Raw genomic sequence first — 23187 nt, forward strand, 5'->3', positions numbered from 1 at the left:
CGAGGTCAACGTCACGCATCCGGGTCGCAGCCCCCACGGGGCCTCTCAACAAAAAACCCCTCATTTAGGAGCAATCGTGGCGCGCGACAACGCGGCTCCCTCCGTTCCCACCAACCATCAGGAACTGATCTCGTGGGTGAACGAGATCGCCGAACTGACCCAGCCGGACTCCGTGGTCTGGTGCGACGGATCCGAGGCCGAGTACGAGCGCCTGTGCGGGGAGCTCGTCGAGAAGGGCACCTTCCGCAAGCTCGACCCGATCAAGCGCCCCAACTCCTACTACGCGGCCTCCGACCCCTCCGACGTCGCCCGCGTCGAGGACCGGACCTTCATCTGCTCCGCCAAGGAGGAGGACGCCGGCCCGACCAACCACTGGAAGGACCCCGCCGAGATGCGGGCCATCTTTACCGGAGAAGAAAACAGCTTCCGGGGCACCGGCGGCGAAGGCGGCCTGTTCCGCGGCTCCATGCGCGGCCGGACCATGTACGTCGTGCCCTTCTGCATGGGCCCCCTCGGCTCCCCGCTCTCCGCGCTCGGCGTCGAGATCACCGACTCCGCGTACGTCGCCGCCTCGATGCGCACCATGACCCGCATGGGACGGCCCGTCCTGGACGAGCTGGGCGAGACGGGCTTCTTCGTCAAGGCCGTGCACTCCGTCGGCGCCCCGCTCGCCGAGGGCGAGGCCGACGTCCCGTGGCCGTGCAACAGCACCAAGTACATCTCGCACTTCCCCGAGGACCGCGAGATCTGGTCCTACGGCTCCGGCTACGGCGGCAACGCCCTGCTCGGCAAGAAGTGCTACGCCCTGCGCATCGCCTCCGTCATGGCCCGCGACGAGGGCTGGCTCGCCGAGCACATGCTGGTGCTCAAGCTCACCCCGCCCACCGGCACGCCCAAGTACGTCGCCGCCGCCTTCCCCTCGGCCTGCGGCAAGACCAACCTCGCCATGCTGGAGCCCACGATCTCCGGCTGGACCGTGGAGACCATCGGCGACGACATCGCCTGGATGCGCTTCGGCGAGGACGGCCGCCTGTACGCCATCAACCCCGAGGCGGGCTTCTTCGGCGTCGCGCCCGGCACCGGTGAGCACACCAACGCCAACGCCATGAAGACCCTCTGGGGCAACTCGGTCTTCACCAACGTCGCCCTGACCGACGACGGCGACGTGTGGTGGGAGGGCATGACCGAGGAGACCCCGGCCCACCTGACGGACTGGAAGGGCAACGACTGGACGCCCGAGTCCGGCACCCCGGCCGCGCACCCCAACGCCCGCTTCACCACGCCCGCCGCGCAGTGCCCGATCATCGCGCCGGAGTGGGAGGACCCCCGGGGCGTGCCGATCTCCGCGATCCTCTTCGGCGGGCGCCGCGCCACCGCCGTACCGCTGGTCACCGAGTCCTTCGACTGGAACCACGGCGTCTTCCTCGGCGCCAACGTGGCCTCCGAGAAGACCGCCGCCGCCGAGGGCAAGGTCGGCGAGCTGCGCCGCGACCCGTTCGCCATGCTGCCGTTCTGCGGCTACAACATGGGCGACTACATGGGGCACTGGGTCGACGTGGGCAAGTCCGCCTCGCAGAGGGGGGACCAGTCCAAGCTGCCGAAGATCTACTACGTCAACTGGTTCCGCAAGGACGACGACGGCCGGTTCGTCTGGCCCGGCTTCGGCGAGAACGGCCGCGTCCTGAAGTGGATCGTGGAGCGCCTGGAGGGCACGGCGGACGGTGTGGAGACCCCGATCGGCGTGCTGCCGACCGCGGAGTCCCTCGACACCGACGGCCTCGACCTGGCCGACACCGACCTGGAGTTCCTGCTCAGCGTGGACAAGGAGGTCTGGCGCGAGGAGGCGGCGCTCGTCCCCGAGCACCTGAACACCTTCGGCGACCACACGCCCGCCGAGCTGTGGGACCAGTACCGGGCCCTGGTGGAGCGCCTGGGCTGAGCACCTGCCGCCACCCGCCTGGCACCCCTCATCTCCGCGGCCGGTCCGGCTAGCCCTGACCCGCGAAGTCGTCACGAAGGCCGGCCGCGAGGGGGCCTCCCCGCGCTCCAGTAGCTCGCAGTACCCCGGAGCGCGGAGAAGCCCCGCTCTCGGGCCGGGTCCCCGCACAACGGCGTGCGGCGGACCCGGCCCTTCGGCGTCTCGCGCGGTGTCCGGTACGCGGTGCGGGCCGGTGTGGGGGCGGAGGAGGTGTGCGGCTCTCCCCGACGCGGGTACCCGGGAGGCCGGCAGAAGGAGGGATGCGCCATGGCAGACGGTGGTGACGACTTCTACTCGCGCGACCGGCCGCAGGACCCGGACCCGGCGCTGCGCGAGGACCGTCCCCGCGGTGGTGGTCCGGAGGATCCGGGCAGCCGCGGCACCTGGCCGGTGTGGGCGATCATCCTCGCGATCGTCGTGCTGTTCGTCGTCTTCGTGGTGATCTTCGGCTGATCTCCGGCCGACCCGCGGGGACGAGGACGTGCGTGGCGCCCGGTCCGCGCGTCGCTGCGGGTGCGCGCGGACCGGGGCCGTTCGGGGGAGCCCGGAGGGCTCAGCGGGAGGCGAGTTCGCGCGGTTCCAGGGCCGCCGAGTGCGCGTCCATCCGCTCGGCCGTCAGGATCGCGACGGCCGTGTCGGCACGGGAGGCGGCCACCACCAGGGCCCGCGACGCCAGGGTGTGCGCCCGCCGGTGCAGGCCCGCCGGACGGGCGTCGGCGCGGGCGGCGGTCACCGGCACACGGGCGGGCGCCTGTCCCGCACGCAACCGGGCCACCTGCCCGGCGAGCCGGTCGGCGGCAATGTCCAGGTCGTCGGCGGGGGCGAGGGCCCGCAACTCGTCGGTGACGGCGAGCAGCGCCGCGAGGTGTCCCGCGAGCTGGATGTCCAGCTCCTCCTCCCGGGACCGGTGAGGGAAGTCCGAGGAGGTGCGGTTCGTCGTGCTGTGGACCGACGTGCCGCGGATCGGTTCGTACATGGGTCGGCCTCCAGAGTCTCTCAGGAAGCCATCCTAGCTTAGATTCCGTCTAAAGTTGAGCCGTTCACAAAGAAGGGTGCCGCGTACACGGACGGTGAGGTCAGGGCTGGCCGTAGCCGTCCAGGAAGTTCCCGATCCGGCTCACCGCCTCGCGCAGGTCGTCGGCCGTGGGCAGGGTCACCACCCGGAAGTGGTCCGGCTCGGGCCAGTTGAAGCCGGTGCCCTGGACGACCATGATCTTCTCCTGGCGCAGCAGGTCCAGGACCATCCGCCGGTCGTCCTTGATCTTGAAGACCTTGGGGTCGAGCCGCGGGAAGAGGTACAGCGCGCCCTTCGGCTTCACGCAGGTCACGCCCGGGATGCTGGTCAGTGCCTCGTGGGCGGCGTCCCGCTGCTCGCGCAGCCGCCCGCCCGGCAGCACCAGCTCGTTGATGGTCTGCCGCCCGCCGAGCGCCGCGACCACACCGTGCTGGCCCGGCATGTTGGCGCACAGCCGCATGTTCGCCAGCACCGTCAGGCCCTCGATGTAGGACTCGGCGTGCGCGCGCGGCCCGGAGACCGACATCCAGCCGACCCGGTAGCCGGCCACCCGGTACGCCTTCGACATGCCGTTGAAGGTGAGGGTGAGCAGATCCGGGGCGATCGCGGCGGTCGCGGTGTGCGTGGCGTCGTCGTAGAGGATCTTGTCGTAGATCTCGTCGGAGCAGACCAGCAGGTTGTGCCGGCGGGCGATGTCCGTCAGCCCGCGCAGCATCGCGTCGTCGTAGACCGCGCCCGTCGGGTTGTTCGGGTTGATGATCACCAGTGCCTTGGTGCGGTCGGTGATCTTCCGCTCGACGTCCGCGAGGTCGGGCATCCAGTCGGACTGCTCGTCGCACCGGTAGTGCACCGCCGTGCCGCCGGACAGTGAGACGGCGGCCGTCCACAGGGGGTAGTCCGGGGCCGGGACGAGGACCTCGTCGCCGTCGTCCAGCAGGCCCTGCATCGCCATGACGATCAGCTCGGAGACGCCGTTGCCGACGAAGACGTGCTCGACGTCCGTCTCGATGCCCAGGGTCTGGTTGTGCATGACGACCGCCCGGCGTGCCGCCAGCAGGCCCTTCGCGTCGCCGTAGCCGTGTGCCGTGGAGACGTTGCGGAGGATGTCCTCCAGGATCTCCGGCGGGCACTCGAAGCCGAAGGCGGCGGGGTTGCCGGTGTTCAGCTTCAGGATGCGGTGCCCGGCCGCTTCCAGCCGCATCGCCTCCTCGAGCACCGGGCCCCGGATCTCGTAACAGACGTTGGCGAGCTTGGTCGACTGGATCACCTGCATGTCCGTGAGCTTACGACCCGGTTACGACCCATGGGTCGTGTTCTCCACCACGTGAGACGCGTGCCTCCGGGGGTCCCCGCGGTCTCCGTCCGGGCCCGGTGGGCGGGATCGCGCCAACTGGCGGCCGGTTACCGGCCCTTGTCCGCACCCCTCTCCGTCATGAGAATGCCCATGACAAAACGGCGCCGTCCGGACGACCTCCGGCCGGTGCCCTCCATAGAGGGGACCCCCACATGAACAAGCCTCTCCTTGCCGCGCTCGCGACCCTGGCCGTCACCGGGGTCGGCGTGGCACCGGCGGCCGCGTCACCCGCGGCTCCCGCCGCCGCCCGTGCCGTGTCCTTCGCCGGCACCGTCGCGCTCAGCAACTGCTCCGGCTCGGTCGTCCGCCTGCCCGCCTCCGAGGACGACGACCCGGCGCTGGTCATGTCCAACGGCCACTGTCTGGAGACGGGCTTCCCGGCGGCCGGCGAGGTCGTCGTGAACCAGCCCTCCAGCCGCACCTTCGGGCTGCTCAACGCTTCAGGCACCCGCGTCGCCACCCTGCGGGCCTCCAGGATCGCCTACGCGACGATGACCGACACGGACGTCTCGCTCTACCAGCTCACCAGCACGTACGCCCAGATCCGCGGCTCCTGGGGGATCAACGCGCTCACCCTCGACGACACCCGCCCCGCGGCCGGCACCGCGATCACCGTCGTCTCCGGCTACTGGAAGCGCACCTACGCCTGCAACGTCGACGGGTTCGCCTACCGCCTGAAGGAGGGGGAGTGGACCTGGAAGGACTCGGTCCGCTACACCTCCGCCTGCCGGACCATCGGCGGCACCTCCGGGTCGCCCGTCGTCGACAACGCCACCGGCGAGGTCGTCGCCGTCAACAACACGGGCAACGAGGACGGCGGACGCTGCACGGACAACAACCCCTGCGAGGTCTCCGAGAACGGCACCGTGACGGTCCGCGAGGGCATCAACTACGCCCAGCAGACCTACGGCATCCCCGGCTGCTTCGGCCCCGACAACAAGCTCGACCTCTCGCGCGGCGGCTGCGCCCTGCCCAAGCCGTAGCGCCGGAGCGGCGGGCCGGCCCGGCGGGCGGTGCCGGACCGGCCACGGGCCCGGCCCGGCCCCGGGCTCAGCGCGGGACCCGGCGCACCGAGCGCCCCGCCAGCACGTCCGTGCGCCGCCCGTCCTCCATCACGAACCGCCCGTCGACCAGCACGTACGGGACGCCCGTCGGCAGGACGCGCGGGTCCTCGAAGGTGCTGCCCGCCGCGACCGTCGCCGGGTCGAAGAGGACCAGGTCGGCCCGGTACCCCTCGCGGACCAGGCCCCGGTCGGGCAGCCGCAGCCGGGCCGCCGGGCGCGAGGTGAGGTGGGCGACGCACTCCTCCAGCGGGAGCACGCCCAGCTCGCGCACGTAGTGCCCGAGGTAGTGCGGGAAGGTGCCGTAGGCGCGCGGGTGGGGCTTGGCTCCCTGGAGGATGCCGTCCGAGCCGCCGGTGTGGACGCGGTGCCGCATGATCGCGCGCACGTTCTCCTCGTGGCCGACGTGCTGGAGGATGGTCGGCGCCAGCCGGTCGGCCAGCAGGAGGCGGCGGGCGGTCGTCCACGGGCTCTCGCCGCGCAGCCGCGCCGACTCCAGGACCGTACGGCCGACGTACTCGGCGAGCGCCGGGTCGCCGGTGCCGGAGATCTCGATCGTGTCCCACTCCATGGGCACGCCGTGGCAGCCGTCGGAGCCGATCTCCTCGACGTGGTGGCGGATGCGTTCGGCGGTGTCGTCGTCCGCGAGCCGCTTCATGATCTGCTCCGGGCCGCCCTCGCTCGCCCAGCTCGGCAGCATCGCCACGAGGGTGGTGCAGCCGGGGGTGTACGGGTAGGTGTCGAGCGTGATGTCGGCGCCGCCGGCCAGCGCCTCGTCGAGCAGCGTCAGCAGCTCGGGCGCCTTGCCCTTGTTCACGCCGAAGTTCATGGTGGCGTGGGCCAGGTGCAGCGGGCAGTCCGCCTCCCGGGTCAGCTCCACCATCTCCTCGTACGCCTTCAGGGCCCCGGCCCCGTACGAGCGGTGGTGCGGGCAGTAGTAGCCGCCGTACTCGGCGACCACCCGGCACAGTTCGGTCAGCTCGGCGTCCTTCGCGTACATGCCGGGCGTGTACGTCAGCCCCGACGACATGCCGACCGCGCCCTGCTCCATGCCCTCGGCGACCAGCCGCCGCATGTGCTCCAGCTCGGTGGGCGTCGCCTCCCGGTCGTCCCAGCCGACGGCGAGGGCGCGCACCGTGCCCTGCGGGATCAGGTACGCGGCGTTCACGGCGATGCCGCGGTCGAGCCGGTCCAGGTACTCGCCGACCGACCGCCAGTCGAAGTCCACGTCGTCCCCGGGGCCGTTCCACCCCGCGATCGCGCGGCGCACCTCGCCGAGGGTGCGGTCGTCGACCGGCGCGTACGACAGCCCGTCCTGGCCGATGACCTCCAGGGTGACGCCCTGGGCGGCCTTGGCGCTGTGGTCGGGGTCCCGCAGCAGCGCCAGGTCGCTGTGGGCGTGCATGTCGATGAAGCCGGGGGAGAGGACCAGGCCCTCGGCGTCCAGCTCGCGACGCGCCTTCGGGCGCTGGCAGCCGGCGGCGGCCGCCTCCTTGACGATCGACACGATCCGGCCGCCGTCGACCACCACGTCGGCGCGGTAGGAGTCGGTGCCGGAACCGTCCACGACGTCGGCGTCCCGGATGACCAGCTCTTCCATGTCCCGCTCCCTTTTCTCGGCTGTCTCAGAAGAACGTGCGGATGTAGTCGACGACCGTCCCGTCCGCCTCGGCGACCGGGATGAGCTGCCACTTGTCGAAGGACGTGCACGGGTGGGAAAGCCCCAGGCCCACCCAGTCCCCGACCTCCAGCTCCGCCTCCGGGGCGGTGCGCAGCCAGGCGTGCTGGTCGGACAGGCCGCTCACGGCGATGCCGGTCGCCGGGCGCTCGGGGCCGCCGCCCGCCGGGCGGACCGCTTGGGCGAAGGGCAGGTCGAGGTCGTACGCCGCGTCGCGCTTGCCCGCGTTGGCGAAGGCCTGCTCGGGGGAGGGGCGGGAGACCACCTGGGTCCACAGCCGGAACGCGGGCTCCAGGGCGCCCTCGGCGGGGACGCGGTTGAAGGGGGTCACCTCCCGGTAGTGCCCGTCGTCGTGGGAGACGTAGGCACCGGAGCGCAGCAGCTTCAGCACCGGCAGGGACAGCTCCGGCACCTCGGCGAACACGTCGGCCACCGCGTCGAACCAGGCGCTGCCGCCCGCGCTCAGCACGATCTCCCCAAGGCCCTCGAACCGCCCGGCCCCGTCGAAGTCGGCCGCCAGCGCGACCAGCCGCCGCAGCCACGCGTGCACGCGCTCCGGGTCGGCGTCCGGCACCTCGCCCTCGTACCCGGCGACGCCCGCGAGCCGCAGCGTCCGGGTGCGGGCCACCGCGTCGGCGACCGCCGCGCAGTCCGCCTCGGTGCGCGCCCCGGTCCGCGCCCCCTCACCGGCGCCCAGCTCGACCACGACGTCCACCGGGCGGGCGGCTCCCGCCGCGGTCAGGGCCGCGTCCATCAGCTCGACGCCGCGCACGGAGTCGACGTAGCAGACGAAGCGGAAGTCCGGGTCGGCGTCAAGTTCGGCGGCGAGCCTGCGCAGGGCGGCGGCGTCGACCAGCTCGTTGGCGAGGAAGATCCGCCCGATGCCGAAGGCCCGCGCCACCCACACCTGGTGCGGCACGGCGAGGGTGATGCCCCAGGCGCCGTGCTCGATCTGGCGGTGGAAGAGCTGCGGGGCCATGGAGGTCTTGCCGTGCGGCGCGAAGGCGAGGCCGTGCCGGGCGGCGTACGTCTCCATGAGCCCCAGGTTGTGCTCCAGCCGCTCGGCCGACAGGGCCAGCACGGGGGTGGCGAAACCGCCGGTGAAGAGGTTGCGGCGCTGGGCGGTCAGCTCGGCGACGGTCAGCCCGGCGGCGTCCGGCGGAAGGCCCTTGAAACGGTGGTCGACGCGCTCCTCGGCCAGCTCGGCGAGGGCTTCGGTACCGGAGTCGAGGGCCATGGAGCCTCCCTGATCTGATGCGTTGCAAATCCTGCAACGATCGTTGCGTATATCGCTTACTGCTGTCTAACATCTCGGCGAACGCGGGGTCAACGGAGCAGCCGCCCGCCAGACGCGACGAGGAGCCCCCACCATCGTGACCGCCACCGGACGAACCAGCACCGCCCCCGACGTCGCGGACGTCGTCGCGCTCGGCGAGTCCATGGTCACCTTCCTCCCCTCCCGCCCCGGGCGCCTCGCCGACGTCCCCTCCTTCGAGAGGGCCATCGGCGGCGCCGAGTCCAACGTGGCCTGCGTGCTCGCCGCCGCCGGACACTCCGTGCGCTGGGTCGGCCGGGTCGGCGCCGACGGCTTCGGCGACCACCTCGTCGAGGCGATCGGCGCCTACGGCGTCGACGTCTCCGCCGTACGCCGCGACCCCGCCCGCCCGACCGGCGTCTACTTCCGCACCGCGGGCGACCGGGCCACCGACGCCCACGAGGTGGCGTACTACCGGGCGGGCTCGGCCGCGTCCGCGATGTCCGTCGACACCATGGACCTCGACGCGATCCGCTCCGGCCGCGTCCTGCACCTCTCCGGCATCACGCCCGCGCTCTCCGCCGACTGCCTCGGCCTGATGCGCGAACTGACCGCCCGCCGCCCCGGCCGCCCCCTCGTCTCCTTCGACGTCAACCACCGCCCCGGCCTGTGGCGCGACGCCGGTCACGGCCACGGCTCCGAGGTGCTCCTCGAACTGGCCCGCGGCGCCGACCTCGTCTTCGTCGGCGAGGACGAGGCCTGGGGACTGGGCGGCCCCGACGCCGTACGCGCCGCCCTGCCCGAGCCCGACCTGCTCGTCGTGAAGCAGGGCGCCGGCGGCGCCACCGCCTTCCACGGCTCCGACGTCACCACCGTCCCCGCGCTCACCGTCGACGTCGTCGCCGCCGTCGGCGCGGGCGACGCCTTCGCCGCCGGGTTCCTCTCCGCCACCCTGCGCGAGCTGCCCGTCCGCGACCGCCTGCGCCACGGCCACCTCATGGCCGCCGCCGCCCTCACCGTCCCCGGCGACCTCGCCACGCCCCCGGCCCGCGACCACGCCGACCGCCTCGCCGCCCTCGACGACACCGCGTGGGGGAGACTGCGACTCGGCCCCGGCTGGACACAGGACGTCCGAGGGGCCGACGAGGAGGTACGCACACCATGAGCCAGACCGTCGACCGCGCGCTCAGCATCCTGCCGCTGCTCGCCGAGGGCCCCGCCGACCTGGGCCGGGTCGCCGACCGCCTCGGCGTCCACAAGTCCACGGCCCTGCGTCTGCTGCGCACGCTCCACGACCACGGCTTCGTCTACCGGCAGGCCGACCAGCGCTACCGCCTCGGCGCCCGGCTGATCTCCCTCGCCCAGGAGGCGATGGAGAACCTCGACGTCCGCGAGATCGCCCACCCCCACCTCGTACGCCTCAACGAGCAGGTCGGACACACCGTCCACCTCGCCGTCCACGAGGAGGACGAGGTCCTCTACATCGACAAGGTCGAGAGCCGCTACCCCGTCCGCATGTACTCCCGGATCGGCAAGCCCGTCGCCATCACCGTCGCGGCCGTCGCCAAGCTGCTGCTGGCCGACCTCCCCGAGAACGAGCGCCGGACCGTGGCCGAGCAGCTCGACTACCCCATGTACACGGCCCGTTCGACACCGAACGCCGACGGGTTCCTCAAGGAACTCGTCAAGGTGCGCGAACAGGGCTGGGCCACCGACCTCGGTGGCCACGAGGAGTCCATCAACTGCGTCGCCGCACCCATCAGGGGCGCGGACGGCCGGGTGGTCGCCGCCATGTCGGTCTCCGCACCGAACGTCGTCGTCACCGCCGACGAACTCCTCACCCTGCTCCCGCTGGTGCGCCGTACGGCGGACGCCATCAGCGGCGAGTACTCCGGCAGGACCCCAGCCAAGGAAGTCACCGCATGACCGACAAGATCGCCCTCGTCCCCGCGACCCACACCGTCCCCCCGGCGAAGTTCAGCCACGGCGTGAAGAAGGGCAACATCCTCCAGGTCGCCGGCCAGGTCGGCTTCCTGCCCCACGAGGAGGGCAAGGCCCCGACCCCGGCCGGCCCGACCCTGCGCGAGCAGACCCTCCAGACCCTCGCCAACGTCAAGGCGATCCTGGAGGAGGGCGGCGCCTCCTGGGACGACGTGATGATGCTCCGCGTCTACCTCACGGACGTCGACCACTTCGCCGAGATGAACCAGATCTACAACGCCTACTTCGAGGAGCAGGGCCTCACCCAGCCGCCCGCCGCCCGCACGACCGTGTACGTCGGTCTGCCCGCCGGCCTCCTCATCGAGATCGACGCGCTCGCCGTCCTCGGCTGACCGTCCCTCCGCCCCGCCTGTCTGACTGTCTGTGATCGGCACGGCGTCCCCGCACCCACGGGGCGCCGTGCCGTGCTCCTCCCTGCCCGAAAGCTCCATGTACTTATCCAGAGGACCCCCGTATGTCCCACTCGTCCCTCCCTCTTGCCGCCGCCTCCGAGGCCCCACCCCACACCGGCGGTCTGCTCACCCTGATCGACGGCACGGCGGGTCTGCTGACCGTCGCCGCGATCGGCATCGCGCTCCTGCTCTTCCTCATCATCAAGGTGCGGCTGCAGCCCTTCGTCGCGCTGCTCGCCGTCTCCATAGCCGTCGGCCTGCTCGCCGGCCTCTCGGTCACCGAACTCTTCGGCACCGTCCAGAAGTCCGACGCCGTCTCCACCATCGAGTCCGGCATGGGCGGCATCCTCGGCCACGTCGCCATCATCATCGGCCTGGGCACCATGCTCGGCGCGATCCTCGAAGTCAGCGGCGGCGCACAGGTACTGGCCTCACGTCTCCTCGGCCTCTTCGGGGAGAAGCGCGCCCCGCTCGCCATGGGCCTCACCGGCCTGATCTTCGGCATCCCGGTCTTCTTCGACGTGGGCATCTTCGTCCTCGCGCCCATCGTCTACGCCGCCGCCAAGCGCTCCGGCAAGTCGATCCTGCTCTACTGCCTGCCGCTGCTGGCCGGTCTCTCCATGACCCACGCCTTCCTGCCGCCGCACCCCGGCCCGGTGGCCGCCGCCGGGCTGCTGAACGTCAAGCTCGGCTGGATCATCCTCATGGGCATCGTCTGCGGCATCCCCGCCGTCCTCGCCGCCTGGGTGTTCTCCGCCTGGATCGGCCGCCGCATCTTCGTGCCCGTGCCGCAGGACATGGTCGAGGCGTCCGAGGAGGCCAAGCAGGCCGTCATCGAGGAGCAGAGCAAGGCGGGCGTCGCGCCGACCGAGACCCCGGTCGCGCTCGGCACCGTCCTCGGCATCATCGGCACCCCGCTGATCCTGATCCTCGCCGCGACCTTCTCCTCCATCGCCCTGGACCCGTCCACCCTCCGCTCGGTGATCGAGTTCTTCGGCAACCCGTTCGTCGCCCTGACCATCGCCCTGCTCCTCGCCTACTACCTCCTCGGCATCCGGCGCGGCTGGTCCCGCAAGTCCCTGGAGACCGTCTCCACGGCCTCGCTGAAGCCGGTCGGCAACATCCTGCTGGTGGTCGGCGCGGGCGGTGTCTTCGGCGCCGTCCTCAAGGCCAGCGGCGTCGCCCAGGCCCTGTCCGACACCTTCAACGACGTCGGCCTGCCGGTGATCGTCCTCGCCTACCTGATCTCCGTGGTGCTGCGGGTCGCGCAGGGCTCGGCGACGGTGGCCATCGTGACGACGGCGGGCATCGTGGCGCCGCTGCTCGCCGAGGGCGACCACTCGCAGGCGTTCGTCGCCCTGGTCATCATGGCGATCTCGGCGGGCTCCATCTTCGCCTCGCACGTCAACGACGGCGGCTTCTGGATGGTCGCCAAGTACTTCGGCATCAGCGAGCGGGACACGCTCAAGACGTGGACCGTGCTGGAGAGCGTCCTGTCGGTCGCCGGGTTCGTGGTGGCGGCGGTGGTGAGCCTGTTCGTGTAGGCGGCTCGTGTAGGCGTCTGATAACGAAGTCGGGGCTGGCTGTGTCCGACACAGGATCGTCGACCATACTGCCCGCGTGGAGCAGCGCAGAGGATCGACCAGCCAGCCCCTGGAAGGCGCCGGATTCGACCCGGCATTCATCCCCGGGCTCACCGCGCCCGTCTCCGGTGAGCCGGACGACGTGAGACGCGGCACGACCGAGGCGGACGCGGAGGCCGACGCGGAGGCCGACGCCGTGGGCGAACCGCCTGCCGACGACGCCGCGGCAGCGGAAGCCGACGCCGACGCCGACCAGGAACCGGACGAGGAGGCCCCCGCGGACGGTCCCGTCTTCGAGGCCGCCGACCGCCGCGCCAGGATCGTCGCCGACCACAAGGGCGTACGGCTCACCCTCGACGACCAGGGGTGCGAGTTCCGCTGGGACGAGGTCGGGGCGGTGGAGACGGAGACCGGCCGCTTCGGCAAACGGTTCACGGTGACGGTGCACACGCCGGACCGCCGCTGGTACCCGATCGAGATCGAGGCGACGTCCCGGAGCGTCTTCCCGGAGTGGGAGTCCGCCCTGGACAAGGTCCTGGACGCGTACTTCGAGGACGGCGAGGCGGAGCCCGACGCGAAGCCCGACGCGAGGGACGAGGCGGAGCCCGACGCGAAGGACGAGGGGGAGCCCGACGCGAAGTCCGACGCGAAGGACGAGGCGGAGCCCGGCGCGAAGGACAGCGCGAAGTCCGACGCGAAGCCCCGCACGGAGGCCGGGGCGGAGTCCGGAGGGGACCGCGAGGAGTAAGCGCATCGAGTGAAGATCCGCGCACGCCCTCTTGTCCGACCGGCGGCCATGGGATTTCTTGACCCCCATGGCGGACACCACCGGCAACACCAGAGACGTAGGCGTACCGGGTGGGGCCGACTCGGCCCCCCGTAAGTCCAGTTGGCGCCACATCGGCCCCGGCATCGTCGTCGCGGCGACCGGCGTGGGCGCCGGCGACCTCGTGGCCACGCTCATCGCGGGCAGCAACTTCGGCTACACCCTGCTGTGGGCGGCGGTCATCGGCTGCCTCGTCAAGATCTCCCTCGCCGAGGCGTGCGGCCGGTGGCACCTGGCCACCGGCCGCACGCTGTTCGACGGCTGGGCGAGCATCGGCCCCTGGACCACGTGGTTCTTCGCGATCTACGCCGTGATCTGGGGCTTCGTCTACGGCGCCGCGGCGATGTCGTCCAGCGCCCTCCCCCTCCAGGCCCTCTTCCCCGACGTGATGGGCCTCGAATGGTGGGGCATCGCGTGCGGTCTGGTGGGCCTGGTCTTCGTCTGGTTCAACAAGTACAACGTCTTCGAGAAGGTCATGACGGTCCTGGTGGGCGTCATGTTCGTGGTCACCGTGTACCTGGCGATCCGGGTCACGCCCAACCTGGGCGACGCCTTCGCCGGTCTCCTCCCGGTCATCCCGGACGAGAAGGACTCGGTGCTCAACACCCTGGGCCTGATCGGCGGCGTGGGCGGCACCATCACGCTGGCCGCGTACGGCTACTGGGTCAACGCCAAGGGCTGGACCGACACCGGCTGGATGAAGGTCATGCGCCTGGACAACCGGGTCGCCTACGCCACCACCGGCATCTTCGTCGTCGCGATGCTCTTCGTCGGCGCCGAGCTGCTCCACTCGGCGGGCATCGCGATCGCGAGCGGCGACAAGGGCCTGATCCAGCTCGGCGACGTCCTGGAGGACCAGTACGGCACGGCGACCGGGAAGCTCTTCCTGATCGGCTTCTTCGCCACCTCGTTCACCTCGCTGATCGGCGTCTGGCACGGCGTGAGCCTGATGTTCGCCGACTTCCTGGCCCGGCGGCGCGGCGAACGGGAGGCACGGGGCGACGAACTGGCCTCGGGCCGCCGCGAACGCTCCTGGGCCTTCCGCGCCTACCTCCTGTGGCTCACCTTCCCGCCGATCGTCCTGCTCTTCCAGGACGAGCCCTTCCGCCTGATCATCATCTACGGCGTCCTGGGCGCCGCCTTCATGCCCTTCCTCGCCCTGACCCTCATGTGGCTGCTCAACTCCTCCCGCACCCCCCGCGAGTGGCGCAACGGCGGCCTCAGCAACGGCATGCTGACCGTCGCCGGCCTGCTGTTCCTGGTGCTGTGCGTGAAGCAGGTCTGGGACCAGCCGTGGTCGGAGTTCTTCTAGCCGGCCGCCGGGGCGCTAGCGCAGCTCCTCCCACTCCTCGCTGAGCGCGATCTCCCGCAACTGCTCCATGGTCAGGGCCGGAGTCTCGCGGGTCGGCTCGCCCTGCATGGCGCCGTTGTTGAAGGCGCTGATCACCACGCGGAAGCCGTCGGAGCCGGGCCGCATGGTGTCGACCGTCCACATCACGACGCCCGGGACCCGGTCGTCCCCGTTGCCCTGCCGGGTGGCGAGGCGGGTGCCGTCGGGAAGGGTCTCGCCGGTGGCGTACAGCTGGCCCGCGACGTCCCCCATACCGTGCTGCACGTTGATCTGGACGAGGCTCGCGCCGCGGCCGTCGTCGACGACGACGTAGGCGAACTCGGTCTCCTGGCCGCGCTTCCCGACCACGTTCAGCTTCTCGGGGAGCAGTCCGAGGAGCGTCTTGGTGATGTCCTTGCCCGAGGAGGCCGGGGGCCGCCCGTCACCCGGCGAGGCGGACGTGGAGGGTTCGGGGGCGGCGGGCACGCCGTCCACCACCGCACGCCACGCGTCGGCCGTGACGAGCGCCTTCAACTCCTGCGTCGACAGCGGGGGGTCCTCCCGTGTCGTCGCCGCGCCCTTCTGGGCGGGGGCGTTCCACTCGCTCACGGTGACGTGCTGCCCGTCGGCCGTGACGAGGTCGGCGGACCACAGCTTGGTGTCGACGCGCCGGTCGGGATACTCGTAGCCTTGGAGCAGCCTGAGCAGGGAGCCGTCGGGCAGCCTGGTGGTGGCGCAGTCGTCGTACGGGACGAAGGTCTTGTCCGGGCACTGGGTCAGGTCACGGGTGCGCGTGTTGCCGGGCTCGATCCGGTCGAATCCGATGTCGATCGCGGCGGCACCCTCCCCGTCGTCGTACACGACGTGCGCGTACGGGCCCATCTTGTCGTCCGACCCCCGGGCGTCCCGCTCACTGAACGAGCCCCCGGGAAGCAGGCTCTCCAGGGTCTTCAGGATGGTGCCGCCGGAGACGGGCGGCGCGGCGGACGGGCCGCCCGGGGCGGAGGGGCTCGCGGTGGCGGCGGAGGCGGCGGTGGGACGCCCGGTGCCCGGCTCGTCCGACGGCAGGAGCAGTGCCCCGCCCACCCCGACCAGGGCGACCCCGGCCACCCCGCCGAGCACACCGGCCCGACGCCGCGTCCGCGCCCGCCGCCCGCGGGACGTCCCCCCGGCGACGAGCGCCGCCCGGTCGGCCCGGAACACACCGCCGGTGTCGTGCAGTGCGGCGGTGAGCCGCTCCTCGAACGGGTCCTGATCCTGGTTTCCGGACATGGCGAAACCACCCTTTCCGCATGGTGAGAGCTGTGAGAGCTGTGAGAGCTGTAGAGCTGTGAGAGCAGAGCCGGGGGAGCCCCAGTGCGTGTGCGACGTGCGACGTGCGTCAGGGTCTGGCGTACTCCGACAGGTCCTCGCCCAGCAGTGCGCGCAGCTTGCCGAGCGCCCGCGTACAGCGCGTCCGGACGGCGGCCGAGCTGACGTTCAGCACGTCGGCGGTCTGCTCGACCGACCGGTCGTCCCAGTACCGCAGGACGACGACGGCCCGGTCCTTGGCGGGCAGCCGCGCGAGCGCGTCCAGCAGCGTCAGCCGCAACGACGCGTCTCCGTCACCGGTGCCCGGCAGGTCGGGGAACACGTCCGTGGCCCGCTCGCCGCTGCTGCGCCGCCGCTGGTGGGCGAGGAAGGCCCGGGTGAGCACGGTCTGCGCGTACGCCGCCGGGTTCCCGACCCGGGACATCCGCCCCCACCGCACGTAGAGCCGGCCGAAGGTCTCCTGCACGAGATCCTCGGCCAGATGCGTGTCCCCCGCGGTGAGCAGACACGCGGACCGGTACAGGTGCCCGGCCCGCGCCGCCGCGAACTCGGCGTACTCGTCCGCCCGCCCCTGCCTCATCTGCCTGTTCCCCCCGTAGTCACCGCCGTCGTGTACCGCCTTCACCTCATTGATGCGGTGGACCCCGGGAAATGTTTCACACCGGGTTCCTTACGCGGTACGGGTGAATGAGGACCTTGTTCGGTTTCGGCGCGGGCGGCCGGTCTCCTACGGTCGGCGGAACGGAGCCCCGGGGCAGGTGAAGTCCTCGCGGGCGGGGGACCGGTGAAAGGCGCTCCTGATGTCGGGGTTGGGGAAGTCGCCGGACGTGCTCGGGGACCGGGCGGGCCGCTCCCGCCGGGCCGGGGCGTGGGCCTGGGGCGCGGTGGGCGCGGCCTGTGTCGTGGGTACGGCGCTGGCTCTCTGCGGGCCGTGGGCGGCCGGGAGCGCGGCGGCGCGGACGGAGGCCCTCGGACCGTCCGTCGCCTGCTGCGGGCTGGCGGTCTCGCTGCTGCTCCGGGCGCGGTGGGCGGGCGGCCGGGTACGGACGCGTCTGCTGCTGCTGGGCGGGTCGGCGGTGGCCGGGGGCGTGTACCGGGCGGTGGCCGAGCTGCTGTCGGCCCACCCGGCGGATCCGGGGCCGGACGAACGGTCGCTGCTGGGCTCGGTGGTGCTCGCCGGAATGACGCTGACGGTCGGTCTCGGGACGGCCGGGCTGGTGGTCGCGGCCGACGCCGGCACCGGCCGGCCCGTGGTGCTGCGGCGTGTGCTCGACGGGATCGTCACGGCCGGGGCCCTGTTCATGACCGGCTGGGTGCTGCTGCGGGGGACCGGTGACGGCTGGCAGCCGGGAGCGGGCATGACCGGTGTCCTGTGGACCGCGGAACTGGTGTTCCTCAGCTTCTTGCTGGCCCTGCGCCCCCTCGTGCGCAGCGACCTGAGGGCCACGGTGTGGGCGGGGATCCTCGGGCTGTCCCTCGTGCTGGTCGGCGACACCCTGAGCCTGTGGACGGTCGCCGGTCCGGACGGCCCCGGGGCGCTGTCCGGCCGGCTGGTCGACGGCTGCGGGACCGCCGGGCTGCTGGTGATCGCCGCCGGACCGTGGCTGCCCGGCGGGGCGAGCGTCCTGGGCATCGCCCGGCCGACGCTGCGGTGGGGCATGGAGGGGGCGGCGGCGTTCGTCCCCCTGACGGTCTGCACGGTCATGGCGCTGGGACACGTGCTGTCCCCCGCCGCCCACGATCCGGTGCCGCTGCTGGTGGGCGGGGCGGCGCTGCTGAGCCTGTGGGCACGTCAGAGGTTCCTGCCGAGCGAGACCCTGGGCCGCGGCGACTGAACCCCGTGCGGCCGCCCTCCCCGCCTCGCGGTGGGAAGGACGGCCGCACGGACCGCCGTACCGGGACCGGGCCGGACCGGGTCGGGCCCGGCCGGAGGCCGCGGCTACGGCAGCGCGTGCACGTGGGCTCCCACGGCGCTGGACCAGCCGTTGCCGGCCGTCGCGTCCCAGTTGGTGGACCAGGTCATCGCGCCCCGCAGGCCGGGGTACGTCTTCGACGGCTTGAAGGAGCCGCAGTTGGTCGCCTTGGTGAGGCAGTCCAGAGCGGCGTTGACCACCGACGGGGAGACGTAGCCGCCGCCCGCCGCACGGGTGGAGGCCGGCAGTCCCAGGCCGACCTGGGACGGGGCGAGGCCGCCCTCCAGCTGGATGCAGGCCAGGGCGGTGAGGAAGTCGACCGTGCCCTGGGCGTACACCTTGCCGTCGCAGCCCAGCATCGTGCCGCTGTTGTAGTACTGCATGTTGACGACGGTGAGGATGTCCTTCACGTTCAGCGCGGTCTGGAAGTAGCCGCCCTGCGTCGACTGCATGTCGATGGTCTGCGGGGCCATCGTCAGGATCATGTCCGGGCCGGCCTTCGCCGACAGGGCGTGCAGGGCCTGGGTCATGTACGTCGGGTTGAGGCCGTTCTCCAGGTCGATGTCGACGCCGTCGAAGCCGTACTCCTGCATGACCGAGTAGACGGAGTTGGCGAAGTTCGTCGCGGAGGAGGCGCTGTTCACCGAGACGGTGCCCTTCTCGCCGCCCACCGAGATGATGACCTTCTTGCCCGCGGCCTGCTTGGCCCGCACGTCCGCCTTGAACTGGTCGACCGTGTAGCCGCCGAGCCCGGCCGAGTCGAGGTTGAACGTCACGGCGCCCGGCGTCGTGGTCGCGTCGGCGAAGGCCACCGCGATGATGTCGTACGCGGCCGGCACGTCGGAGATCTTCTGGACCGTCGCCCCGTTGTTGAAGTTCTGCCAGTAGCCGGTCACCGCGTGCTTGGGCAGGTCGCCGCCGTTGCCGCCGCCGTCGTCCGGCGCCGTGGTGCGGGCCGTGACCGCCGCCGACTTCGCCGACTCACCGGCCGTGTTCACCGCCGTGACCTGGAAGGAGTACGAGGTCGAGGCCGCCAGGCCGGTCACCGTCGCCGAGGTGCCGGTCACCGCCGTCACCTTCGTACCGTCGCGGTAGATGTGGTAGCCGGTGGCGCCCGAGACCGTGTTCCAGGCGAGCGAGGCGGAGTTCGGCGTCGTACCGGAGACGCTCAGACCGGCGGGTGCCGAGGGGACCGTCGGGTCGGGGTCGCCGCTGCCGCCGCCACCGTCGGGGCCGAAGACGGACAGGTCGTCGACGTAGTAGGCCGACTGCCCGTACCAGCCGTGGGTGTACACCGAGACCGACGTCGTCGAGGAGCCGGTGGTGAACGTCGTCGTCAGCTGCTTCCACGCGGCCGAGTCCGGGGTCCACGTCGACACGTCGGTGGTGCCGGTGCCCGTGACGCCCAGGTAGGCGTACCCGCCCTGCACCCAGGCGCTCAGCGTGTACGTCGAGTTCGGCTTGACCTTCACCGCCTGGGCGCAGCGGGCGTTGTCCTGCCCGGCGGGCGTCGCTTTGAGCGCGGCCGAGCCGCCGTGGGCGGGGGAGGAGACGGTCGTACCGCTGTTCGCGGAGCACGTCCAGTCGCTGAGGCCGGCTTCGAAACCGGCGTTCCTCGCGTTGTTCACGTCCGCGGCCGATGCCTGGCCGACGGCCGTGACCGAGAGGGCGAGGGCGGCGGTGACTGCTCCCGCCCAGAACTTCGTCCGTCTGCCGAACCGTCTGTGCACGCGCTCCATCGAAGCCTCCGGTGGGGGAGTGGGAGGGAAACTGACGTACAAGGTGGTCCAGACCAATTGAGGGTGTCAAGAGGTAGGTACGGACCAATAGGAAGAGGGGGTGCGGGGGCCGTCGACCGCACGGTCGGGGCGCCGGCGCCCCGGCGAATGTTCAACCTGCCCCGGTTTGACGCACCTTGTGCAACGCAAGTTGTTCCAGAGCTACAGAAACGCTGTTCTCCGGTCACAGACGCGTGGATACAGTGCTCAGGTAGTCACGCAGTGAAGTCATCCGGGTGTGCCGGAGTAGCGCCGGCGGACCGACGGGCATGGGAGACGGGGAGCCGCGCGTGCCAACTGCCATTGCCGTGACCAGTGCCGATCTGGCGCTGCCGCCGCAGGACGAACGGACGCTGCCCGCGGCCGTGCTCCAGGACGTCGACCGACGCCCCCTGGAACAGGTGCTGGCCGAGGTCCAGACCCTGGTCGACCAGCACGGACACGTGATCGTGGTGTGCTCCCGGGCCGTCCCGCCGAGCGTGGAACGACGGCTGCACACCGTCCGCGCCCTCCTGGAGACCGACCGCGTCGCCCTGTTCCGCCCGCCCCTCCCGCCGCTCGGCATCGCCGTCCTGGCCCGCCAGTTGCGCCAGCTCGCCTCCTGCGATCTCAGCCCCGGCGTCCTCGCCTCCGCCGGACGGCTGCTCACCCACTACCTCCACGCCGGCGCCCTGCTCGGCTCCGTCGCCCGCCTCGACCACGTCCCCGTGGGCCTGAAGGCGCACGCCAGGTCCTGGGTGCCCGGCAGCCAGTTCGGCGTCGTGGCGCACCCCGTGCCGCAACTGGTGCGGGTCGGCCCCGGAGCCGCCCTGGAGGGACCCGAGTTCGGAACCTGGCTGCTGGTCGCCAAGGGGCAGCTCCCCTCCGACTGGGTCACCGGCACCCTCGCCCCCTCCTGGCGCGTGCAGGGACTGCGCGAGACGGCCCTGCCCGCCGAGTCGCCCGGCTGGTGGGGGACCGGGCGGCTGACCGAGTTCTGCGCCTACCTCCCCGACCTCTCGGTCCTCTACCAACTGGTCGCGTCGGTGCGGCAGAGCACCTGCCACTGGTGCGGCATCGACGTCATCGGCGACCGCTGCGTCTTCTGCTCCGCCACCCCGCCGGTGTACGAGGACGGCTCCGACCGCGCCCTCGGCCACCGCCGCGAACCCGCCCTGGGCCCGCGCCGTGAGAGACGAGCCCTGACTGGGTAGGTCCGTACCGCCCCGCCCCGTCCGCCCGACAGCCGACTCGACCGGTCGATCCGGTCCGACCGATTCCCCCAATGAGGTTGCACGGCCCATGAATTCCCGTCAGCGCCGCGGCGTCATCCTGCTGATCCTGTCGGTCCTCTGCGCCCTCGGCGCGTTCGCCGGCGTGCTGTCCGTCATCAACGACGTGAAGTCCGAGGTCGGCCCCGAGGTCACCGCGTACCGGCTGAAGTCCGACATCGAGCCCTACACGGAGCTGGGCGCGGGGCAGTTCGAGAAGATCGGTATGCCCGAGCGCTGGCTGTCCGAGAACGCCGTCACCGACCTCTCCCAGGTGCGCGGGAAGATAGCCGTGACCAGGCTGAAGGCGGGCTCGCTGCTCCAGAGCGACATGATCGTCGACGCCCCCGCCCTGCGGCCGGGGCAGCAGGAGGTCGCCATCATGATCGACGCGGCGACCGGTGTCGCCGGGAAGATCACCCCGGGCTCCGCCGTCAACGTGTACGCCACCTTCGAGGGACAGCGCGAGGGCGACCCCGACCAGTCCAGGATCATCGTGACCAACGCCAGGGTCATCGACGTCGGCGAACTCACCTCGCTGGAGCCCGACGAGAACAGCCGCGACCGCGAGCCCACCGACGCCGTCCCCATCACCTTCGCCCTGTCCACCATCGACGCCCAGCGCATCACCTACGCCGAGTCGTTCGCCCGGCGCGTCAGGCTCGCGCTGGTGGCGCCCGGCGGTGACTCCACGGTCCCGGACAAGGACCGGACGTACGAACTCGCGAAGGACAAGTGAGAACCGTATGGCCACGAGGATCCTCCCGGCAGTCGGCGACCCGGACGCCGTACGGTCCCTCACGACGCTGCTCAGCCAGCTCCCGGACGCCGAACCGGTCGCCCCCGTCGCCGACTCCACCCAGCTCGTCGACACCCTCGCCCGCCTCGCCGCCGAGTCCGTCGACGAACTGCCCGAGGTCGTGATCGTCCACGAGCGCATCGGCCCGGTCCCGGCCCTGGAACTGATCCGCGAGGTCGCCCTCCGCTTCCCGGCCGTCGGCGTCGTCCTCATCACCTCCGACCCCGGCCCCGGCCTCTTCCAGGCCGCCATGGACTACGGCGCCCGCGGCCTGGTCGCCCTCCCGCTCGGCTACGAGGAACTCGCCAGCCGCGTCCAGGCGGTGGCCCAGTGGTCGGCCGGCGTACGCCGGCACCTCGGCAGCGCCGTCGACGTGTTCACCGGCACCGGCGGCACCGTCGTCTCCGTCAGCGGCGCCAAGGGCGGCGTGGGCACCACCCTGACCGCCGTCCAACTCGCCCTGGCCGCCCAGGCGTCCGGCCGGTCCACCGCACTGCTCGACATGGACCTCCAGACCGGTGACGTCGCCTCCTACCTCGACGTCCAGTTCCGCCGCTCGGTGGCCGACCTCGCCGCCATCACCGACCTCTCCCCGCGCGTCCTGGCCGACGCCGTCTTCCGCCACGACAGCGGCCTCGCCCTGCTGCTCGCCCCCGGCGACGGCGAACGCGGCGAGGAGGTCACCGACCGCGCCGCCCGCCAGATCGTCGGCGCCCTGCGCTCCCGCTACGAGGTCGTCGTCATCGACTGCGGCGCCCAGCTCGGCGGGGCCGGCGCGGCCGCCGTGGAGACGGCCGACACGGCGCTGCTGGTCACCACCCCCGACGTGGTCGCCGTACGGGGCGCCAAGCGCGCGGTGCGGATGTGGGACCGGCTGCAGATCCGCAAGGCGGAGGAGACGACCGTCGTCGTCAACCGGCACACGCGCGGTACGGAGATCCAGCCCGCGCTGATCCAGCGGATCACCGGCACGGCCATCGCCGCCACCACCGTCCCCGCGGCCTTCAAGGAACTCCAGGGCGCCGTCGACGCGGGCCGCGTCCACGAACTGGACGCCAGGAGCACGGTGAAGCAGGCCCTGTGGGCCCTCGCGGGCGAACTCGGCCTGGCCGGCGCCCCCGAGGGCGGCCGGAAGGGCCACGGCCACGGCCGCGGTCACGGCCGCTTCCGCGGTGACCGGGGCGACCGGGGCGACCGGGGCGCGGCCGGCTTCCGGCGGCGGAAGGACGGTGCGGGGTGAACGGACGGCGCGGGACGAGCGGGTTACCCGGCCGGTCCCGGCTGCGAGGCCGGGACGGGCAGAGCGGCCAGGTCACCATCGAGTTCCTCGGCATGACGCCGGTGATCATCGCGACGCTGGTGGTGCTGTGGCAGCTCGTACTCGTGGGATACACGTACACCCTCGCGGGGAATGCTGCGGACGAGGCGGTACGGGCGGCGACGGCCGCCGGTCGCGGGGCACGGCAGGGGGCCTGCCAGGACGCGGGCCTGGACAAGCTGCCGGGCGCGTGGGAGGGAGGTGCCCGGGTGGACTGCGGCACCGCGGGCGGCTACGTCACCGCCGACGTGCGCATCGACGTCCCCCTCCTCTTCCCGGGCACCGTCAGCTTCCCGTTCACCGTGCACGGCCACGCGGGGGCCGTGGAAGAGGAGGACGACTGAC

Annotated in this window: 21 protein-coding genes; 14 read left to right on the top strand and 7 right to left on the bottom strand. The window is 72.0% G+C overall.

Going from position 1 to position 23187, the window contains the following annotated elements; all coding sequences use genetic code 11:
- Positions 1-76: 76 nt before the first annotated feature.
- Complete coding sequence (locus tag BJ961_RS05000) at positions 77-1939, top strand: phosphoenolpyruvate carboxykinase (GTP) (RefSeq protein WP_271320091.1); 1863 nt, start codon at positions 77-79, stop codon at positions 1937-1939.
- Between the two features lie 306 nt (positions 1940-2245).
- Positions 2246-2431, top strand: a complete 186-nt coding sequence (locus tag BJ961_RS05005) for a hypothetical protein (protein WP_271320092.1) — start codon at positions 2246-2248, stop codon at positions 2429-2431.
- Positions 2432-2531: 100 nt separating this feature from the next.
- Here the strand turns inward: BJ961_RS05005 and BJ961_RS05010 are convergent, their stop codons facing one another.
- Positions 2532-2954 carry an SCO4983 family protein gene (locus BJ961_RS05010; RefSeq protein ID WP_271320093.1) on the bottom strand — a complete coding sequence of 141 codons (423 nt, stop codon included), beginning with the start codon at positions 2952-2954 and terminating at the stop codon, positions 2532-2534.
- A 100-nt stretch (positions 2955-3054) separates the two neighbouring features.
- Positions 3055-4266: a pyridoxal phosphate-dependent aminotransferase gene (locus tag BJ961_RS05015; RefSeq protein WP_271320094.1), complete on the bottom strand. Its 1212-nt coding sequence runs from the start codon at positions 4264-4266 to the stop codon at positions 3055-3057.
- 233 nt (positions 4267-4499) lie between these two features.
- Between BJ961_RS05015 and BJ961_RS05020 the strand changes: the two genes are divergently transcribed.
- Positions 4500-5330 (top strand): S1 family peptidase, encoded by an 831-nt coding sequence (locus BJ961_RS05020; RefSeq protein WP_271320095.1) that lies wholly within the window; start codon positions 4500-4502, stop codon positions 5328-5330.
- A 67-nt stretch (positions 5331-5397) separates the two neighbouring features.
- Here the strand turns inward: BJ961_RS05020 and BJ961_RS05025 are convergent, their stop codons facing one another.
- Together BJ961_RS05025 and BJ961_RS05030 are read right to left on the bottom strand one after the other, a co-directional pair.
- Positions 5398-7008: an N-acyl-D-amino-acid deacylase family protein gene (locus tag BJ961_RS05025; RefSeq protein ID WP_271320096.1), complete on the bottom strand. Its 1611-nt coding sequence runs from the start codon at positions 7006-7008 to the stop codon at positions 5398-5400.
- Between the two features lie 25 nt (positions 7009-7033).
- Positions 7034-8323, bottom strand: a complete 1290-nt coding sequence (locus BJ961_RS05030) for an alanine racemase (RefSeq protein WP_271320097.1) — start codon at positions 8321-8323, stop codon at positions 7034-7036.
- A gap of 136 nt (positions 8324-8459) precedes the next feature.
- Between BJ961_RS05030 and BJ961_RS05035 the strand changes: the two genes are divergently transcribed.
- From BJ961_RS05035 to BJ961_RS05060, 6 genes are all read left to right on the top strand, one after another.
- The gene (locus BJ961_RS05035; protein WP_271320098.1) at positions 8460-9506 is read left to right on the top strand and encodes a sugar kinase; all 1047 of its coding nucleotides are present in this window, start codon (positions 8460-8462) and stop codon (positions 9504-9506) included.
- Positions 9503-10267 (top strand): IclR family transcriptional regulator, encoded by a 765-nt coding sequence (locus BJ961_RS05040; RefSeq protein ID WP_271320099.1) that lies wholly within the window; start codon positions 9503-9505, stop codon positions 10265-10267. The genes BJ961_RS05035 and BJ961_RS05040 overlap by 4 nt, the downstream gene beginning before the upstream one ends.
- On the top strand, positions 10264-10674 hold the full coding sequence (locus tag BJ961_RS05045) for a RidA family protein (protein ID WP_271320100.1): 411 nt from the start codon (positions 10264-10266) through the stop codon (positions 10672-10674). Before BJ961_RS05040 ends, BJ961_RS05045 begins: the two co-directional genes overlap by 4 nt.
- Positions 10675-10796: 122 nt before the next feature.
- Positions 10797-12278, top strand: a complete 1482-nt coding sequence (locus BJ961_RS05050; protein ID WP_271320101.1) for a GntP family permease — start codon at positions 10797-10799, stop codon at positions 12276-12278.
- A gap of 76 nt (positions 12279-12354) precedes the next feature.
- Entirely contained in the window at positions 12355-13065 is a 711-nt protein-coding gene (locus BJ961_RS05055) for a hypothetical protein (protein WP_271320102.1), read from the top strand.
- Between the two features lie 67 nt (positions 13066-13132).
- The gene (locus BJ961_RS05060) at positions 13133-14455 is read left to right on the top strand and encodes an Nramp family divalent metal transporter (RefSeq protein WP_271320103.1); all 1323 of its coding nucleotides are present in this window, start codon (positions 13133-13135) and stop codon (positions 14453-14455) included.
- A gap of 15 nt (positions 14456-14470) precedes the next feature.
- Here the strand turns inward: BJ961_RS05060 and BJ961_RS05065 are convergent, their stop codons facing one another.
- On the bottom strand, positions 14471-15745 hold the full coding sequence (locus BJ961_RS05065) for a hypothetical protein (protein ID WP_271320104.1): 1275 nt from the start codon (positions 15743-15745) through the stop codon (positions 14471-14473).
- A gap of 109 nt (positions 15746-15854) precedes the next feature.
- Positions 15855-16364, bottom strand: a complete 510-nt coding sequence (locus BJ961_RS05070; protein ID WP_271320105.1) for a SigE family RNA polymerase sigma factor — start codon at positions 16362-16364, stop codon at positions 15855-15857.
- Positions 16365-16584: 220 nt separating this feature from the next.
- Between BJ961_RS05070 and BJ961_RS05075 the strand changes: the two genes are divergently transcribed.
- Entirely contained in the window at positions 16585-17619 is a 1035-nt protein-coding gene (locus BJ961_RS05075; protein WP_271320106.1) for a hypothetical protein, read from the top strand.
- A gap of 104 nt (positions 17620-17723) precedes the next feature.
- Here the strand turns inward: BJ961_RS05075 and BJ961_RS05080 are convergent, their stop codons facing one another.
- The gene (locus BJ961_RS05080) at positions 17724-19436 is read right to left on the bottom strand and encodes a chitinase (protein ID WP_381157754.1); all 1713 of its coding nucleotides are present in this window, start codon (positions 19434-19436) and stop codon (positions 17724-17726) included.
- Positions 19437-19744: 308 nt separating this feature from the next.
- Between BJ961_RS05080 and BJ961_RS05085 the strand changes: the two genes are divergently transcribed.
- The 4 genes from BJ961_RS05085 to BJ961_RS05100 all read left to right on the top strand — a co-directional run bounded on the left by BJ961_RS05085 (position 19745) and on the right by BJ961_RS05100 (position 23186).
- Positions 19745-20668, top strand: a complete 924-nt coding sequence (locus BJ961_RS05085) for a hypothetical protein (protein ID WP_271320108.1) — start codon at positions 19745-19747, stop codon at positions 20666-20668.
- Between the two features lie 88 nt (positions 20669-20756).
- Positions 20757-21464, top strand: coding sequence for a Flp pilus assembly protein CpaB (gene cpaB, locus BJ961_RS05090; protein ID WP_271320109.1), 708 nt, complete (start codon positions 20757-20759; stop codon positions 21462-21464).
- Positions 21465-21471: 7 nt separating this feature from the next.
- Positions 21472-22764: an AAA family ATPase gene (locus BJ961_RS05095; protein ID WP_271320110.1), complete on the top strand. Its 1293-nt coding sequence runs from the start codon at positions 21472-21474 to the stop codon at positions 22762-22764.
- Positions 22761-23186 carry a TadE/TadG family type IV pilus assembly protein gene (locus BJ961_RS05100; protein ID WP_381157750.1) on the top strand — a complete coding sequence of 142 codons (426 nt, stop codon included), beginning with the start codon at positions 22761-22763 and terminating at the stop codon, positions 23184-23186. Before BJ961_RS05095 ends, BJ961_RS05100 begins: the two co-directional genes overlap by 4 nt.
- Position 23187: the final 1 nt, after the last annotated feature.

Source organism: Streptomyces lienomycini (assembly GCF_027947595.1).
Lineage (GTDB): Bacteria > Actinomycetota > Actinomycetes > Streptomycetales > Streptomycetaceae > Streptomyces > Streptomyces lienomycini.